General features: G+C 69.0%; 16 protein-coding genes and 1 pseudogene. 5 read left to right on the top strand and 12 right to left on the bottom strand.

What is annotated here, in order from left to right; all coding sequences use genetic code 11:
* The 3 genes from QBJ89_RS17980 to QBJ89_RS17970 all read left to right on the top strand — a co-directional run.
* On the top strand, positions 1-234 hold a 234-nt coding region (locus QBJ89_RS17980), incomplete at its 5' end, for a hypothetical protein (protein ID WP_277981846.1).
* A gap of 10 nt (positions 235-244) precedes the next feature.
* Positions 245-1609, top strand: coding sequence for a ribosome biogenesis GTPase Der (gene der, locus QBJ89_RS17975; protein WP_277981845.1), 1365 nt, complete (start codon positions 245-247; stop codon positions 1607-1609).
* Between the two features lie 68 nt (positions 1610-1677).
* The gene (locus tag QBJ89_RS17970) at positions 1678-2097 is read left to right on the top strand and encodes an Hpt domain-containing protein (protein ID WP_277981844.1); all 420 of its coding nucleotides are present in this window, start codon (positions 1678-1680) and stop codon (positions 2095-2097) included.
* A gap of 36 nt (positions 2098-2133) precedes the next feature.
* Here the strand turns inward: QBJ89_RS17970 and QBJ89_RS17965 are convergent, their stop codons facing one another.
* The 11 genes and pseudogenes from QBJ89_RS17965 to aroQ all read right to left on the bottom strand — a co-directional run bounded on the left by QBJ89_RS17965 (position 2134) and on the right by aroQ (position 11445).
* A complete protein-coding gene (locus QBJ89_RS17965) occupies positions 2134-2406 on the bottom strand; it encodes a methyl-accepting chemotaxis protein (RefSeq protein ID WP_277981843.1) in 273 nt (90 codons plus the stop codon).
* A gap of 65 nt (positions 2407-2471) precedes the next feature.
* Positions 2472-2573 (bottom strand): annotated as a pseudogene (locus QBJ89_RS17960) (methyl-accepting chemotaxis protein); the annotation flags it as partial.
* A 104-nt stretch (positions 2574-2677) separates the two neighbouring features.
* Entirely contained in the window at positions 2678-3193 is a 516-nt protein-coding gene (gene bfr / locus QBJ89_RS17955) for a bacterioferritin (RefSeq protein ID WP_277981842.1), read from the bottom strand.
* Between the two features lie 100 nt (positions 3194-3293).
* Complete coding sequence (locus QBJ89_RS17950; protein WP_132909171.1) at positions 3294-3464, bottom strand: (2Fe-2S)-binding protein; 171 nt, start codon at positions 3462-3464, stop codon at positions 3294-3296.
* 76 nt (positions 3465-3540) lie between these two features.
* The gene (locus QBJ89_RS17945) at positions 3541-4725 is read right to left on the bottom strand and encodes a DUF418 domain-containing protein (RefSeq protein WP_277981841.1); all 1185 of its coding nucleotides are present in this window, start codon (positions 4723-4725) and stop codon (positions 3541-3543) included.
* A gap of 204 nt (positions 4726-4929) precedes the next feature.
* Positions 4930-7161 (bottom strand): phosphoribosylformylglycinamidine synthase subunit PurL, encoded by a 2232-nt coding sequence (purL, locus tag QBJ89_RS17940; RefSeq protein WP_277981840.1) that lies wholly within the window; start codon positions 7159-7161, stop codon positions 4930-4932.
* Positions 7162-7371: 210 nt separating this feature from the next.
* Complete coding sequence (locus QBJ89_RS17935) at positions 7372-8796, bottom strand: phospholipase D-like domain-containing protein (protein ID WP_277981839.1); 1425 nt, start codon at positions 8794-8796, stop codon at positions 7372-7374.
* Entirely contained in the window at positions 8793-9131 is a 339-nt protein-coding gene (locus tag QBJ89_RS17930) for an ArsC/Spx/MgsR family protein (RefSeq protein WP_277981838.1), read from the bottom strand. The genes QBJ89_RS17935 and QBJ89_RS17930 overlap by 4 nt, the downstream gene beginning before the upstream one ends.
* On the bottom strand, positions 9128-10480 hold the full coding sequence (accC, locus tag QBJ89_RS17925) for an acetyl-CoA carboxylase biotin carboxylase subunit (RefSeq protein WP_277981837.1): 1353 nt from the start codon (positions 10478-10480) through the stop codon (positions 9128-9130). Before accC ends, QBJ89_RS17930 begins: the two co-directional genes overlap by 4 nt.
* Positions 10481-10485: 5 nt before the next feature.
* Complete coding sequence (gene accB / locus QBJ89_RS17920) at positions 10486-10974, bottom strand: acetyl-CoA carboxylase biotin carboxyl carrier protein (RefSeq protein WP_277981836.1); 489 nt, start codon at positions 10972-10974, stop codon at positions 10486-10488.
* A 36-nt stretch (positions 10975-11010) separates the two neighbouring features.
* Positions 11011-11445 carry a type II 3-dehydroquinate dehydratase gene (gene aroQ, locus QBJ89_RS17915; RefSeq protein WP_277981835.1) on the bottom strand — a complete coding sequence of 145 codons (435 nt, stop codon included), beginning with the start codon at positions 11443-11445 and terminating at the stop codon, positions 11011-11013.
* A gap of 100 nt (positions 11446-11545) precedes the next feature.
* Here aroQ and thiS point away from each other — a divergent pair, with 100 nt between their 5' ends.
* Entirely contained in the window at positions 11546-12553 is a 1008-nt protein-coding gene (thiS, locus tag QBJ89_RS17910) for a sulfur carrier protein ThiS (protein WP_277981834.1), read from the top strand.
* Between the two features lie 95 nt (positions 12554-12648).
* On the top strand, positions 12649-12849 hold the full coding sequence (locus tag QBJ89_RS17905) for a CsbD family protein (RefSeq protein WP_277981833.1): 201 nt from the start codon (positions 12649-12651) through the stop codon (positions 12847-12849).
* 235 nt (positions 12850-13084) lie between these two features.
* On the opposite strand, the gene QBJ89_RS17900 is transcribed toward QBJ89_RS17905, so the two are convergent.
* A complete protein-coding gene (locus QBJ89_RS17900) occupies positions 13085-14731 on the bottom strand; it encodes a thiamine pyrophosphate-binding protein (protein WP_277981832.1) in 1647 nt (548 codons plus the stop codon).
* Positions 14732-14806: the final 75 nt, after the last annotated feature.

Raw genomic sequence — 14806 nt, 5'->3', positions numbered from 1 at the left:
GACGCTGGCCAAGCATGGCGGCGAATGACTAGGGGACCATTGATGCAGCGCATTCCGATCCTCGACGGCTGGCGCGCGCTGAGCATCCTGCTGGTGCTCGCGGGGCATCTGCTGCCGCTCGGGCCGCATCGCTGGGGGCTCAACGGCGCGGTCGCCGCGAGCGCATCGCCCGAGGAAAGGCCCCACCCCACCCCCTCCCCGAAGGGGAGGGGCACACTCGCTCGAAGCGCTTAGGTTTACGCAAATGTCCCGTCTCCCCACCGTCGCGATCGTCGGCCGTCCCAATGTCGGCAAATCGACGCTGTTCAACCGTCTCGTCGGCAAGAAGCTGGCGCTGGTGGACGACCGTCCCGGCGTGACGCGCGACCGCCGCGAGGGCGACGCGCACCTGCTCGGGCTCGACTTCCGCTTGATCGACACCGCCGGCTACGAGGACGAGGATCCGGAGACGCTGCCCGGGCGCATGCGCCGACAGACTCAGGCCGCGGTCGACAGCGCCGATGTCGCGCTGTTCATGATCGACGCCCGCGCTGGGATCGTGCCGCTGGACGAGGAGATCGCACGCTGGCTGCGCGGCGCCTCCACCCCGATCGTGCTGGTCGGCAACAAAGCCGAGGGGCGCGCCGCCGAGGCTGGGTTGATCGAGGCGCTGTCGCTCGGCTTCGGTGACGCGGTCCAGTTCTCCGCCGAGCATGGCGAGGGTGTCGCCGACCTGTTCGAAGCGCTGCGGCCTCACCTCGAGGCGCTCGAGGCAGAGGAGGGGGCGGAGGAGGACGAGAGCCCGGACGCGCCGCTCAAGCTCGCCATCGTCGGCCGCCCGAACGCGGGCAAGTCGACCCTGGTCAATCGCATCCTCGGCGAGGACCGGATGATCACCGGTCCGGAGGCGGGGATCACGCGCGACTCGATCGCGATCGACTGGGTGTGGAGTGGCCCCGACGGCCCGCGCGATGTCCGCCTAATCGACACCGCGGGCATGCGCAAGCGCGCCAAGGTGCAGGACAAGCTGGAGAAGCTGTCGGTAGCCGACGCGCTCCATGCGGTCGACTTCGCGGAGGTCGTGGTGCTGCTGCTCGACGCGACGCTGGGGCTGGAATCACAGGACCTGCGCATCGCCAACCGCGTGCTGGAAGAGGGGCGCGCGCTGGTGATCGCGCTCAACAAATGGGACGTGGCCGAGGACCCCTCCAAGCTCTTCAACGGCGTCCGCACCGCGCTTGATGAGGGGCTCGCGCAGGTGCGTGGCGTGCCGCTGCTCGCGGTCTCGGCCGCGACGGGCAAGGGGATCGACCAGCTGATCGGCGCGGCGTTCGCCACCCGCGAGGCGTGGTCGCGCCGCGTCGGCACCGGCGAGCTCAACCGCTGGTTCGAGCGTGCGATCGAGGCCAATCCGCCGCCTGCGCCGGGTGGCAAGCGCATCAAGCTGCGCTATCTCACGCAGGCGAAGACGCGGCCGCCGGGCTTCGTGCTGTTCGGCACGCGCGTCGACGAGCTGCCGATGAGCTACCAGCGCTATCTCATCAACGGGATTCGGCGCGAGCTCGGCTTCGGCGCGGTGCCGGTGCGGCTGATGCTGCGTGCGCCCAAAAATCCGTTCGGCGGCAGCTGAGCCGAGGCGCTTACCTCCTCTTTACCTCTCGGGCGCTAAGTGCTTGTGCGCAAACAAGGAGCCGGCGCGTGGTGGATGAAGCGGTGACACTGGTGGACCGGATAGCGCTGGGCCGCGCGCGCGCCGAGCTGGGGACTGGTTTCGCGCGCATCCTTGGCTATTTCCGCGAGGATGGCATCAAGTCGCTGAGCGCGCTCGAGGACGCGATGCGCAAGGGCCATGCCGCCGCGCTGGTGATCCCCGCGCACACACTCAAGGGCGAGGCGAGCCAGTTCGGTGCCAACGTGCTCGCCGCGCTCGCCGAGAAGATCGAGGATCACGCGCGCGCCTGTGTCGAACACCATGAGTCCCCGCAGGATGCGATCGAGGACGTGGTGGCGCTGCGCCCGCTGTTCCTGCGCACGCTTGCCGTGCTGGAAGGCGAGGGCGAGGGCTCGGCGCCCGCCGCCGTGCGGCGGCCGGGCGGCTTCGGGCGCCGCGTGGCGTAAAGCGGACGGGGGGCGTCGCTGCGCGGCATATCGCGATCAGCCGGTGCTCACCGCGCGGCGGTCTCGATCGCTTGGCGTGGCCCTGAAGAAGGCGATCGCGGCGTGCAACTGCTCGGTTCGGCGGAGCAGCGCGTGCGACGTCGCGGCGATCTGCTCCGATCCGGTGGCGGTCTGTTGCGCGGCATCGTCCAACCGCCCGATCGCCTGGTTGATCTGGCCGGTCCCGACATCCTGTTCGCGGCACGCCGCGGTGATCTGATCGACCAGTTCGGCGGTGCGGCCGATGTCAGGCATCAGCGTCGACAGCATGGCGCCGGCGTCGTTCGCGGTCGTGACCGTCTCGTGCGACAGCAGGCCGATCGCAATCGCGGCAGTACGTGATCCTCGGCCAGGTTACGAACCTCGGCCGCGACCATGGCGAACCCGCGACCGTGCTCACCCGCTCGTGCCGCCTCCACGGCCGCGTTGAGCGCCAGCTCACCGACGCGAGCCACCTGCCACGGCCTTGCTGACCGGGAGCCAGCGCCGCTTCAAGGTCGCCAAGATCGATCTCAGAACCCGAAGCTTGGGCGAGATGCGCTCACCCCTTCAGGTAAGGTGCCGCACCGCTTTCGGGCTTGTCATGCTCGCTCACCGAGTTGAGCTGGATGTAATTGTGGATGCCCATCCGCTCGATCATCTCGAACTGGCGCTCCAGCGTGTCGACATGCTCTTCCTCGCTGGCGAGGATGTTGGCGAACAGCTCACGGCTGACGAAGTCCTTGACCTCCTCGCAATAAGCGATTGCCGCCTTGAGCTGCGCCACCGCCTCGATCTCCATCGCGAGATCGGCCTTAAGCGCCTCCTCCACCGTCTCGCCGATCCGCAGACGACCGAGCAGCTGGAAGTTGGGTAAACCGTCGAGAAACAGAATGCGCTCCGCCAGCCAGTCGGCGTGCTTCATCTCGTCGATTGATTCGTGGCGCTCGAACGCCGCGAGCTTGTAGACGCCCCAATGATCGAACAGGCGGTAATGCAGCCAATACTGATTGATCGCGGTCAGCTCATTCTTCAACGAATCGTTGAGGAACTCGATGACCTTGGGATCGCCCTTCATGCCAGTCTCCACCATCCGGAATGGCACGGCGAATAGCCCCGAATGGGGCGAGAGGAAAGCTGAAAGTCCTTCGCGCTTCAGTGACTACTTGCTGCGACCGCTACGCAGCCGCACGTTCCTCGTCGATGATTGCTCGGGCGAATTGAACACATTGGCCACACTTCGGCGAGCGCCCGAGGCAGCGATACGCTTGGCAGGGGGTGGCAGCACCAGAACGCGCGGCCTCGCGCACCTGGCACTCCTTAATCGCATTGCAGACGCAGACGACCATGCGGTCTCCTTCCCGGCTGCGAATCGGCCTAACCGAGTTGCGAACCGCTCGCAAGCGAAATGAGACGCGTTCGCATTTACCCGCGGCGAAGCGGCTGCGCGCAGCCGCGCGTGACCGATCGCCACAGCCATTCCGCCGGTCCGTAACGGAAGCGAGCAAGCCAAAGGGGCGCCCATAGCAGCAGCAGCGCCCAGAGCGGTGGCAACAGCGCATAGGCATCGGCCCGACCCCAGCGCGCGAACTGCCCCAGCCCCCAGCCGTAGAAAACCGCGGCGAGCACGAGGCTCGACAGCAGGTAGTTGCTCAACGCGCTGCGCCCCAATGCGGCGAGCCGCTCGCCCGCGCGCGTTCCCGGGAGGCCGCAGAGCAGCAGCGCGGCATAGCCCGCGACCATCGGGGCATGGATCAGCGGGCCGAGCGCGAAGGAGCCGGTGAGCACCGCCTCGAGCGCGAAGCCGTGCGAGGTGCTGTAGCGCGCGAGTGCCAGCTCGGCCGCGAGCCCGAGCGGCAGCGTCAGCACCGCGATGGCGACATAGCGGCGGCGCGGCCAGGCGCCGGCGGCGAAGCCGCTGCGATAGGCCGCCATGCCGAGCAGCATGTAGCCGAGCGTTTCCGGTCCGTTGGCGAGCAACCCGCCGAGCGCGCCGGCGTCGTGCCGCCAGCGCCACGCGATACCGTCCGCCAGCGACCCGCGCAGCGCGGCGATCTCGCCCGCCAACAGCGGCGCGGGCGGACGACCGAAGCTCTGCTCGAGCGCGGTGTGCGAGGCGGGCAGCGCGGCGGCGTGGACCAGTCCGACCCCGCCGATCGTCGCCACCAACAGCGCGGCCGCGGCGGCGAGCAGCAGGATCCGGGTCGGTGCGTGGACGAACAGCAGCGCGGCGACGCCGACCAAGGCGTAATGATGGAGGATGTCGCCGTACCACAGCAGGTACAGATGCGCCGTTCCGATCAAGTAGAGCACGCCCATGCGGCGCAGGTGGATCGCGGCGCCATTCTGCCCCGCCGCGTCGGCACGTTCCACCACGAGAAGCAGCGAAGCGCCGAACAGCGCCGCGAACAGCCCGCGCATCTTGCCCTCGACGAACACGAAGGTGAGCGCCCAGGCGGTAAGGTCGGCGGCTCCGGTGCCGCCCGCGGCGAGCGGGGAGAAATAGGCCGCCTGCGGTAGCGCGAAGCCGGGGAGGTTGGCGATGGTGATCCCCAGCACCGCGACGCCGCGCAGGATATCGAGCGCGACGAGGCGGTTGGCTTCGGACATGGCGATCGCGTGCTAGGCGCGCGACGCGGGACTGGCAACGCTGGGGTGAAACGTCGGCAGTCCTCCCGCTAGCGGGGAGGGCAACCGCCGGCCGTAGGCCGGTGGAGGGGCTCCCCCCTCAGCGCAGCTTTTGCCGAAGCACCGCTCCGCCAGCCTGGCGCGGGTATCCCTCCCCGCGAGCGGGGAGGAGATGAGCCATTGCCATCAGATCGCGGCTTCGCCTGCCATCAGCTTGGGGAAGAAGCCCTCGTGCGCCGCGCGCAGCTGATCGAGCGGCACGCAATAATCGCCGTCGCGCATCTCGAAGATCACGCGCGTGCCGATCGTGCGGCCGAGCGGCTCGGCCTCGACGCCGCTGTCAAGGGCGGCCTGGAGGAAGTCGAGCAACGCATGATCGTGCACCGTCACGACATAGACGCCCTGCTCCTCGGCGAAGAGCGCGGCGGCGGTCTCGAACGGCAGCGCACGGTCGATCATCGCGCCGATGTTGCCCGCCAGCGCCATCTCCGCGATCGCCACCGCGATGCCGCCGTCGGCGACGTCGTGGACTGCGCCGAGATGCTCCGCGTCGATCTGCGCGCGAATGAAGTCGCCGGTGCGGCGCTCCGCCTCCAGGTCGACGCGCGGTGGCGGCCCTTCCTCGCGCCCGTGCAGCTCGCGCAACCACAGCGACTGGCCGAGATCGCCACGACGCGTGCCGACCACGACGATGACGTCGCCGGTCTGCTTGAACGCGATCGTCGCGCTCTTCTGCCAGTCCTTGAGCAGCCCGACGCCCCCGATCGCGGGAGTCGGCAGGATCGCGGAGCCACCACCCGTGGCCTTGCTCTCGTTGTAGAGGCTGACATTGCCGCTCACGATCGGGAAGTCGAGCGCGCGGCACGCCTGCGCCATGCCGTCGAGGCAGCCGGTGATCTGCCCCATGATCTCCGGGCGCTGCGGGTTGGCGAAGTTGAGGCAGTTGGTGATCGCCAGCGGGGTCGCGCCCACCGCAGTGAGATTACGCCACGCCTCGGCGACCGCCTGCTTGCCGCCCTCGACCGGGTCGGCGAAGCAGTAGCGCGGGGTGCAATCGGTCGTCATCGCCAGCGCCTTGTCGGTGCCGTGGACGCGCACCACCGCGGCGTCGCCGCCCGGGCGCTGCACCGTGTCGGCGCCGACCATGTGATCATATTGCTCCCAGATCCAGCGCCGGCTGGCGATGTCGGGCGAGCCCATCAGCGCGAGCAGGTCGGCCGCGGGATCCTTGCAGTCGGGAATGTTGACCAGCGCCTTGGCGGGCGGGGTGGGCACGTGCGGGCGGTCGTACAGCGGCGCGTCGTCGGCGAGCGGGGCGAGCGGGATGTCGCACACGGTCTCGCCCTGCCACTTCAGCACCATCCGCCCGGTGTCGGTGACATGGCCGATCACCGCGAAGTCGAGCTCCCATTTCTCGAAGATCGCGCGCGCGAAATCCTCGCGGCCGGGCTTGAGCACCATCAGCATGCGCTCCTGCGACTCGGAGAGCATCATCTCGTACGGCGTCATGCCGGTCTCGCGCTGGGGCACATCGTCCATCACCAGCTCGATGCCGACGCCGCCCTTGCTCGCCATCTCGACCGAGGAGGAGGTGAGCCCCGCCGCGCCCATGTCCTGGATCGCGACGATCGCGTCCGACGCCATCAGCTCGAGGCAGGCCTCGATCAGCAGCTTCTCGGTAAAGGGATCGCCGACCTGGACGGTGGGGCGCTTCTCGTCGGAATTCTCGCCGAAGTCGGCCGAGGCCATGGTCGCGCCGTGGATGCCGTCGCGCCCGGTCTTGCTGCCGACGTACACGATCGAATTGCCCACGCCGGAGGCGGCCGAGTAGAAGATCTTGTCGGTGTCGGCGACGCCCACGGTCATCGCGTTGACGAGGATGTTGCCGTCATAGGCGGGGTGGAAGTTCACTTCGCCGCCGACCGTCGGCACGCCGACGCAATTGCCGTAGCCGCCGATGCCGTGGACCACGCCCGAGATCAGGTGGCGCATCTTGGGATGATCGGGCCGGCCGAAGCGCAAAGCGTTGAGGTTCGCCACCGGGCGCGCGCCCATGGTGAAGACGTCGCGCAGGATCCCGCCCACGCCCGTCGCGGCGCCCTGATAGGGTTCGATGTACGACGGGTGGTTATGGCTCTCCATCTTGAAGATGACCGCCTGGCCCCGACCATCTGGACCTGGGCCGATGTCGACCACGCCGGCATTCTCGCCCGGGCCGCAGATCACCTGCGGACCTTCGGTGGGCAGCTTCTTGAGGTGGATGCGGCTCGACTTGTAGCTGCAATGCTCCGACCACATCACCGAGAAGATACCGAGCTCGACGAGATTGGGCTCGCGGCCCAGCGCGTTGAGCACGCGCTCATATTCATCGGGGGACAGGCCGTGCTCGGCGACGATCTCGGGCGTGATGGCGGTCATGGCCGCGGCGCATAGCGGCTGTGCGCCGCGGTGGCCAGACGGTGTGGGTGGCGGACGAGATCAGCGCTGTCGTGCGCCTGGGTGCGCAGGAGCACGGCGGCCGCTCGTCAGGCCGGACTTGATCGGAGGTGCATGGTGCCGCGCACGTGACCTGGGTGCGGCGCGCGGGACCATGGATGCCGGGTGACGCCCGGCATGAAACGGGCCGGGTTAGCGCCGCTTCCTTCTCAGCCGCCGCAGCAGCCCGCGCTTCTCGAGCGCCTCGAACATCTCGCCCGGCCCCTCGGGATCGAGCACCTCATTGTCCGCGAGCCATTTCTCCACCGAGCTGAGGTCGTCCACCTCATAAGGGACCAATGTCCGCCCGCTGCCGCGTAGCGCTTCGATCGTGGCGATCAGTCCGTCGCGCTCGACCCGCTCGCTCACGACCGCCACGTCGACGCCGAGATGCTCGGCGATCAGATCGTCGCGGATCGCCGCGATCGTCGCGGCGCTGTCGGTGATGGTCACGTCGCATTCGGTGTCGAGCCGCAGCGAGCGGTTGTTGAAGTTGGACGAGCCGATGCGGATCGCCTGGTCGTCGATCACCGTCACCTTGGCGTGGCAGTAGATCGGCGTGCCCTTTTCGTTGAGCGGATGATACATGCGAAACCGCCCGCGATGGTCGCGCCGGCGCAGCTCGGTGACGAGCCGCGCGCGTGCGGTGTCCATGGCGATCGGCTCGAGCCAGCCCTGCGCCGTGACCGGGTTGATGACCACGATCTCGGGCGGATCATCCTCCACCAGCCGCGCGGCGATCGCCTCGGCGATGCGGCGGGAGGCGAAATACTGGCTCTCGGCGTAGATGCGCGTCTTGGCGGACGCGATGAGCGCCAGATACAGCCGTTCGATCTCGAGGATCTCGTCCTGCCCGTCATATTCGGGCTGCGAGCGCGATACCGCGACGTCGACGTCGGTGAAGCCGGGCGTCAGCGACTCGGGCCAGCAGCTGCCGTCGCGCGGCGGCGGCGGTGCGATCTCGGCGCCGCCCGCGATCGCCCAGCGTGTACGGCACAGCTCGCCCAACGCTCCCGCGATCGGGCCTTGCAGCGCGGTGGTGGCGTCGTGCCACGGCTTGTACGCCTTGCCGCTCGGCGAGGTACGGCGCGGGTCGTCGTCGACGTGCGCACGCGTGTCCCAGCGCTCGTCGGTCATGTCGATGCCGCCGCAGAAGGCGAGGCAGTCGTCGATCACCACGATCTTCTGGTGCTGCGACGCCGCCACCGGATGGTGGCCGTCGAGCAGCAGGTGGATGCGCGGCTGGCGATAGCGCCAGTTCAGCAGGGTCCACAGCGTCTTGCCGCGCCCGAGCGTCTTGATCGCGCCCTTGTCCCAGCGAAGGATATGGACCTGGAGCTCCGGGGTGCGGTCGACCAGCCAGGTAATGAAGGCGCCGACGTCGGTGGGCGCCTCGGGATGGTCGTCGTCATAGGCGAGATTGATGCGCGCGTCGAAGTCCCAGCCGACCAGCAGGATCTGGTGCTGGGCGCGCAGCATCGCCTGGCGCGCGGCGCGGAAATAGGCGTCGGCGTCGATCACCACCGCGGCCTGGGTGGCGCGCTCGACGCGCCAGCGCGTGTCCTCGGGGAGGATCACAGGATCTCGCGCACCAGCTCGGGCGGTCGCGCCAGCCGCACGCCCTTGGCGGTCTCGACCAGCGGCCGCTCGATCGTGGCGGGATCGCGCGCCATCAGGTCAAGCGCGGCGGCGTCGTCCGCCACCGCAGGCGCATCGCGGCGGAGCGCGTCGCGCGGTGCGATCCCGGCCCGCCTCAGCAGCGCGGCGAGCGTGTCGCGCGAAGGCGGCGTCTTCAGATACTCGATGACGGTCACGTCAGCGCCCGCCTCATGCAGTAGAGCCAGCGCCTGGCGTGACTTGGAGCAGCGCGGATTGTGGTAGATCGTCGCCGCCGCGGCGTTGGCCTCCGTCACGCGTCCTGGCGCGCCAGCCACTCCTCCAGCCATTTGATGGTGTAGCTCCCCTGCTGGAACTCCGGATCGTCGAGCAACGCCTGGTGGAGCGGGATCGTGGTCTTCATGCCCTCGATCACGAACTCCTCCAGTGCGCGGCGCAGACGACGCAGCGCACCCTGCCGGGTCGTTCCATAGACGATCAGCTTGGCGATCATGCTGTCGTAATAGGGCGGCACGGTATAGCCCGCGTACAGCCCTGAATCGACGCGCACATGCATCCCGCCCGGCGCGTGATATTGCGTCACGCGGCCCGGTGATGGTGCGAAGGTGCGCGGGTCCTCGGCGTTGATCCGGCACTCGATCGCATGGCCGCGAAAGACCACGTCCTCCTGGCGCAGCGTCAGCGGGTGGCCCTCGGCGACGCGGATCTGCTCGCGCACCAGGTCGAGCCCGGTGATCGCCTCGGTCACCGGATGTTCCACCTGGAGGCGGGTGTTCATCTCAATGAAGTAGAACTCGCCGTTCTCCCACAGGAATTCGATCGTCCCCGCGCCACGATAGCCCATGTCGGCCATCGCACGGGCGACGATCCCGCCCATCCGCTCGCGCTCCCCGGCGGTAATGACGGGGGAGGGCGCCTCCTCCAGCACCTTCTGGTGGCGGCGCTGGAGCGAGCAGTCGCGCTCGCCGAGGTGGATCGCCTGGCCGTTGCCGTCACCGAACACCTGGAATTCGATGTGGCGCGGGTTGCCGAGATACTTCTCCATGTAGACGGTGGCGTCGCCGAACGCCGCCTTCGCCTCCGTCCCGGCCTGCTGCATCAGCGTCTCGAGCTGATCGGGCGATTGGCACACCTTCATGCCGCGACCGCCGCCGCCGCTGGCGGCCTTGATGATCACGGGATAGCCGATCTGCTCGGCCAGCGCCTGCGCCTCGGCGACGTCGCTGATCGCGCCGTCCGACCCCGGCACCAGCGGCAGCCCGAGCGCGCCCGCGGTGCGCTTGGCCTCGACCTTGTCGCCCATCACCCGGATATGCTCGGGCTTTGGACCGACGAAGATCAGGTTATGCAGCTCGACGATCTCGGCGAACTTGGCGTTCTCGCTGAGAAAGCCGTAGCCGGGATGGATCGCGTCCGCGCCCGAGATCTCGGCGGCGGAGATGATGTTGGGAATGTTGAGATAGCTGTCGGTCGCCGCCGGTGGCCCGATGCAGATCGCCTCGTCGGCGAGGCGGACGTGCATCGCGTCGGCGTCGGCGGTGGAGTGCACCGCGACCGTCTTGATGCCCATCTCGTGGCACGCGCGGTGGATCCGCAGCGCGATCTCGCCGCGGTTGGCGATCAGCAGCTTCTTGATCTGGGGCAAGGGCGTTACTCGACCACCACGAGCGGCTGGTCGAACTCGACCGGCTGGCCGTTCTCGACCAGCACCGCCTTGACGACGCCGGCGCTCGGCGCGGTGATCGGGTTCATCACCTTCATCGCCTCGACGATCAGCAACGTATCGCCCGCGGCGACGCTCTGGCCCACCGCGGCGAACGGCTTGGCGCCCGGCTCGGCCGACAGATAGACGGTGCCGACCATCGGCGAGCGCACCGCATTGGCGTGCGACGGCGCGGACGGGCCGGCGGTGTCGACCTGCGGCGGAACGCCTCCGGCCGGCGCGGCTGCGGCAGGCGCAGGCGCGTAATGGATCGCGGGCGCGGCGACGGCGGCGGCCTTGCGCGCGACACGGATCTTGCGCTCGCCGTCCTCGACCTCGATCTCGGTCAGCTGGGTGGTGTCGAGCAGCTCGGCGAGCTGGCGCACCAGATCGACGTCGACCTGCATCGCGCCGCCGTTATGAGAGATGTCAGCCATGCAACCCTGTTTCCCCTAGGTAGGGCGCGCTCCCTGTCAGAAGCGGGCCGCGGCTTCAAGCGCGAGCATGTACGACATCGCGCCGAAGCCGGCGATGGTTCCTTTGGCGGCGCTGCCCACCAGCGAGACGTGGCGGAAGCTCTCGCGCGTGTGCGGATTGGACAGATGCACCTCGATCACGGGCGTTGTGATGCCCTTGATCGCATCGTGCAGCGCGACCGAGGTGTGCGTGTAGGCGGCAGCGTTGAGCAGCACCGCGCGCGCGTCCACTGCCTGCGCCTCGTGCAGCCACTCGACGAGGTGCCCCTCGTGGTTCGACTGGCGCAGGTCGACCTTCAGCCCGAGCTCGCGCGCGCGCTCCTCGAGCTGCCCGGCGATGTCGTCGAGCGTGTCGTGGCCGTAGATCTCCGGCTCGCGCGTACCGAGCAGGTTGAGGTTGGGGCCGTTGAGGACGAAGACGGTGTCGGTCATGCGCTCCCTTGAGGTCGTTGCCCTTCGTGCAGGCGTCATTGCATCCGCGGCGCGCGCGCGCAACGTTGCCCCTGCTTGCCGACAGTCTTAGATGGCGGACATGGCACATTCCGACGGCACCATCACCATCACCCTCAACGGCGAGCACAAGCGGGTCCCCGCCGGGCTCTCGATCGCAGCCCTGGCGGAGTCGCTCGGGTTGGTGCCCGAGAAGCTCGCGGTCGAGCGCAACCTCGAGGTGGTGCCGCGCTCGACGCTGGGCGACGTGCAGGTCGAGGACGGCGACGAGCTGGAGATCGTCCATTTCGTCGGCGGCGGCGACCATGCCGCGCCGCTCACCGAGGACACATGGACGGTCGCGGGGCGCACGTTCCGCTCGCGGCTGATCGTCGGCACCGGCAAATACAAGGATTTCGCGCAGAATGCCGCCGCGCTGGAGGCGTCGGGCGCGGAGATCGTCACCGTCGCGGTGCGCCGCGTCAACGTCAGCGATCCCAGCGCGCCGATGCTGACCGACTTCATCGACCCCAAGCGCGTGACCTATCTTCCCAACACCGCGGGCTGCTTCACTGCCGAGGACGCGATCCGCACGCTGCGGCTGGCGCGCGAGGCGGGCGGCTGGGATCTCGTCAAGCTCGAGGTGCTCGGCGAGGCGCGCACGCTGTACCCCAACATGCGCGAGACGCTGAAGGCGACCGAAGTGCTGGTGCGCGAGGGCTTCAAACCGATGGTGTATTGTACCGACGATCCGATCGCGGCGAAGCAGCTGGAGGAGGCAGGCGCGGTCGCGATCATGCCGCTCGGTGCGCCGATCGGCTCGGGGCTGGGCATCCAGAATCAGGTGACGATCCGGCTGATCGTCGAAGGCGCGGGCGTGCCGGTGCTGGTCGATGCCGGCGTCGGCCAGGCGAGCGACGCCGCGGTGGCGATGGAACTCGGCTGCGACGGCGTGCTGATGAACACCGCGATCGCCGAGGCCAAGGACCCCATCCTGATGGCGGCGGCGATGCGCGCGGCGGTGGAGGCGGGCCGGATGAGCTACCGCGCGGGCCGCATGGGCAAGCGCCGCTATGCCGACCCGTCGAGCCCGTTGTCGGGGCTGATCTGAGCCGCTGCCTATTGACGCACGTCAATGACGCGGCGGAACATCGCCGTTTCGGGTCCGTTGTTCTACCACCGGGTTATATTTGACGGAGAACGACGATGGGCGAGCTCACCGACAAGATCAAAGGCAACGTCAACGAGCTGGTCGGCAAGGCCAAGCAGGCGGTGGCGGACAAGGATCCGGCGGACCGCACGGCCGAGGACGACCGACTCGCCGCCGAAGGCGCCGCGCAGGAGACCAAGGGCAAGGGCCAGCAGTTCGCCGGGAAGGTGAAGGGTGCGCTCGGCGACGATATCTGATCGTCGCTTCTTGTCACGAGGGGCCGTCGCGGGAGACCGCGGCGGCCCTTCCTCGTTTAGGTGGGGGCGAGCGGGCGACGCTCCCCAACGCATAGGGCGGCTCCTGAACTCGTTTCAGGATCTACCGTGACCCAGAGTCAGCAGCGCAGGTCGCGCCCGACCGGGTTTGCTGAAACAAGGTCAGGATGACGCCAGGTTGGGTGGGCTGCGATCACAAGGCCGCGACCCGCTTTCCTCAACCCTTGCGCAGCGCGCTCAGCGTCAGCCCAGCGGTGATCTGCTCGACGTCGGTGCGGCAGTGGATCAGCCGCACGCCGCGCTCGGCCAGCGCACGGTCCAGCGCCGGCGCGAAATCCTCGGTCCGCTCCACGGTCTCGGCCCAGCCGCCATAGGCGCGCGCCAGCGCGGCGAAGTCCGGATTGACCAGCCGCGTCGCCGACGGTCGACCGGGATATTCGCGCTCCTGGTGCATCCGGATCGTCCCGTATGCCCCGTTGTCGACGAGGATGACGAGCAAGTCGGCGCCGTGCTGGACCGCGGTGGCAAGTTCCTGGCCGTTCATCAGGAAGTCGCCGTCGCCCGCCAGCGCGACTACGCTGCGCCCCGGTCGGCGTAGCGATGCCGCCACCGCGGCCGGCACGCCATAACCCATCGCGCCCGCGGTCGGCGCCAGCTGCGTCCCGGGCCCGGCGTAGCGCCAGTAGCGGTGCCACCAGCCCGAGAAATTGCCCGCGCCGTTGCAGATGATCGTGTCCGCCGGCAGCTTCTCGCGCATCGCCGACACGCAGGGGCCGAGATCGAGCGCGACGGCCTTGCGCGGGCGCGGCGTGCTCCACGATTCGTAAGCGGTGCGCGCCTCGGCGGCATGCGGATGGACTCCGCCGTCGAGCGGCACCAGCGCCTCGGCGAACTCGGCCATGCCGGCGCAGATCGCGAGGTCGGTCGCGTAGGTGCGCCCCAGCTCCTCCGGATCGGGATGGACGTGGACCAGCCGCTGGCCGGGGTGATCGGGCGTGATCAGCTGATAGCCGTCGGTGGTCGCTTCGCCGAGCCGCGCGCCGACGACGATCAGCAGGTCGGCACCGCGCACGCGCTCGACCAGGGCCGGGCTGGGGCCGTAGCCCAGGTTGCCCGCATAAGCGGGGCAGTCGTTGGCAATCGCGTCCTGGCGGCGGAAGGCGGCGGCGATCGGCACGCCGGTGCGCGTCGCCCAGTCCGCCATCGCCGCCGCGGCGGCCACGTCCCAACCGGCGCCGCCGACAATCGCGAGCGGGTTCTCCGCGGTGGCGAGCAGGTCGCGCAGATGCTCGATCGAATCCTCGTCCACCGCCTGCGCGACGCGCTCGACCCGGGCGCGATCCGGGACGGTCACGCGGTCGAGCAGCATGTCCTCGGGCAGCGCCAGCACCACTGGACCGGGGCGGCCGTTGATCGCGGTGGCATAGGCGCGCGCGACATATTCGGGGATGCGCTTAGCGTCGTCGATCCGCGCGGCCCATTTCGCGATCGGCGCGAACATTGCCTGGAAGTCGATCTCTTGGAACGCCTCGCGGTCGCGCGTCGACCGGTCGACGTCGCCGATGAAGAGGATCATCGGCTGCGAGTCCTGCATCGCGACGTGGACGCCGATCGCGGCGTTGGTCGCGCCGGGACCGCGCGTGACGAAGGCGATCCCGGGGCGGTGCGTCAGCGCACCGTCGGCGCAGGCCATGAAGGTGACGCCGCCCTCCTGCCGGCACGTCACCACCTCGATCGCCGACGTGTCGTGCAACGCGTCGAGCACCGCGAGGAAGCTCTCCCCGGGCACGGTAAAGAGACGGTCGCAGCCCTGGGCGACGAGCTGGTCGACGAGCAGGCGTCCACCGGTGCGGGGTTCGGTCATGAGGGGGAGCCTAGCCGCCCAAAAGGGTGAGGCGATAGGGGTATTAGTTCCTAAGCGGTGCGGCCTTCTTCATCC

Source organism: Sphingomonas phyllosphaerae (genome assembly GCF_029623345.1).
Lineage (GTDB): Bacteria > Pseudomonadota > Alphaproteobacteria > Sphingomonadales > Sphingomonadaceae > Sphingomonas > Sphingomonas phyllosphaerae_C.
Note: the sequence above shows the minus strand (reverse complement) of the source record. Positions and strands in the feature narration are given on the sequence as shown.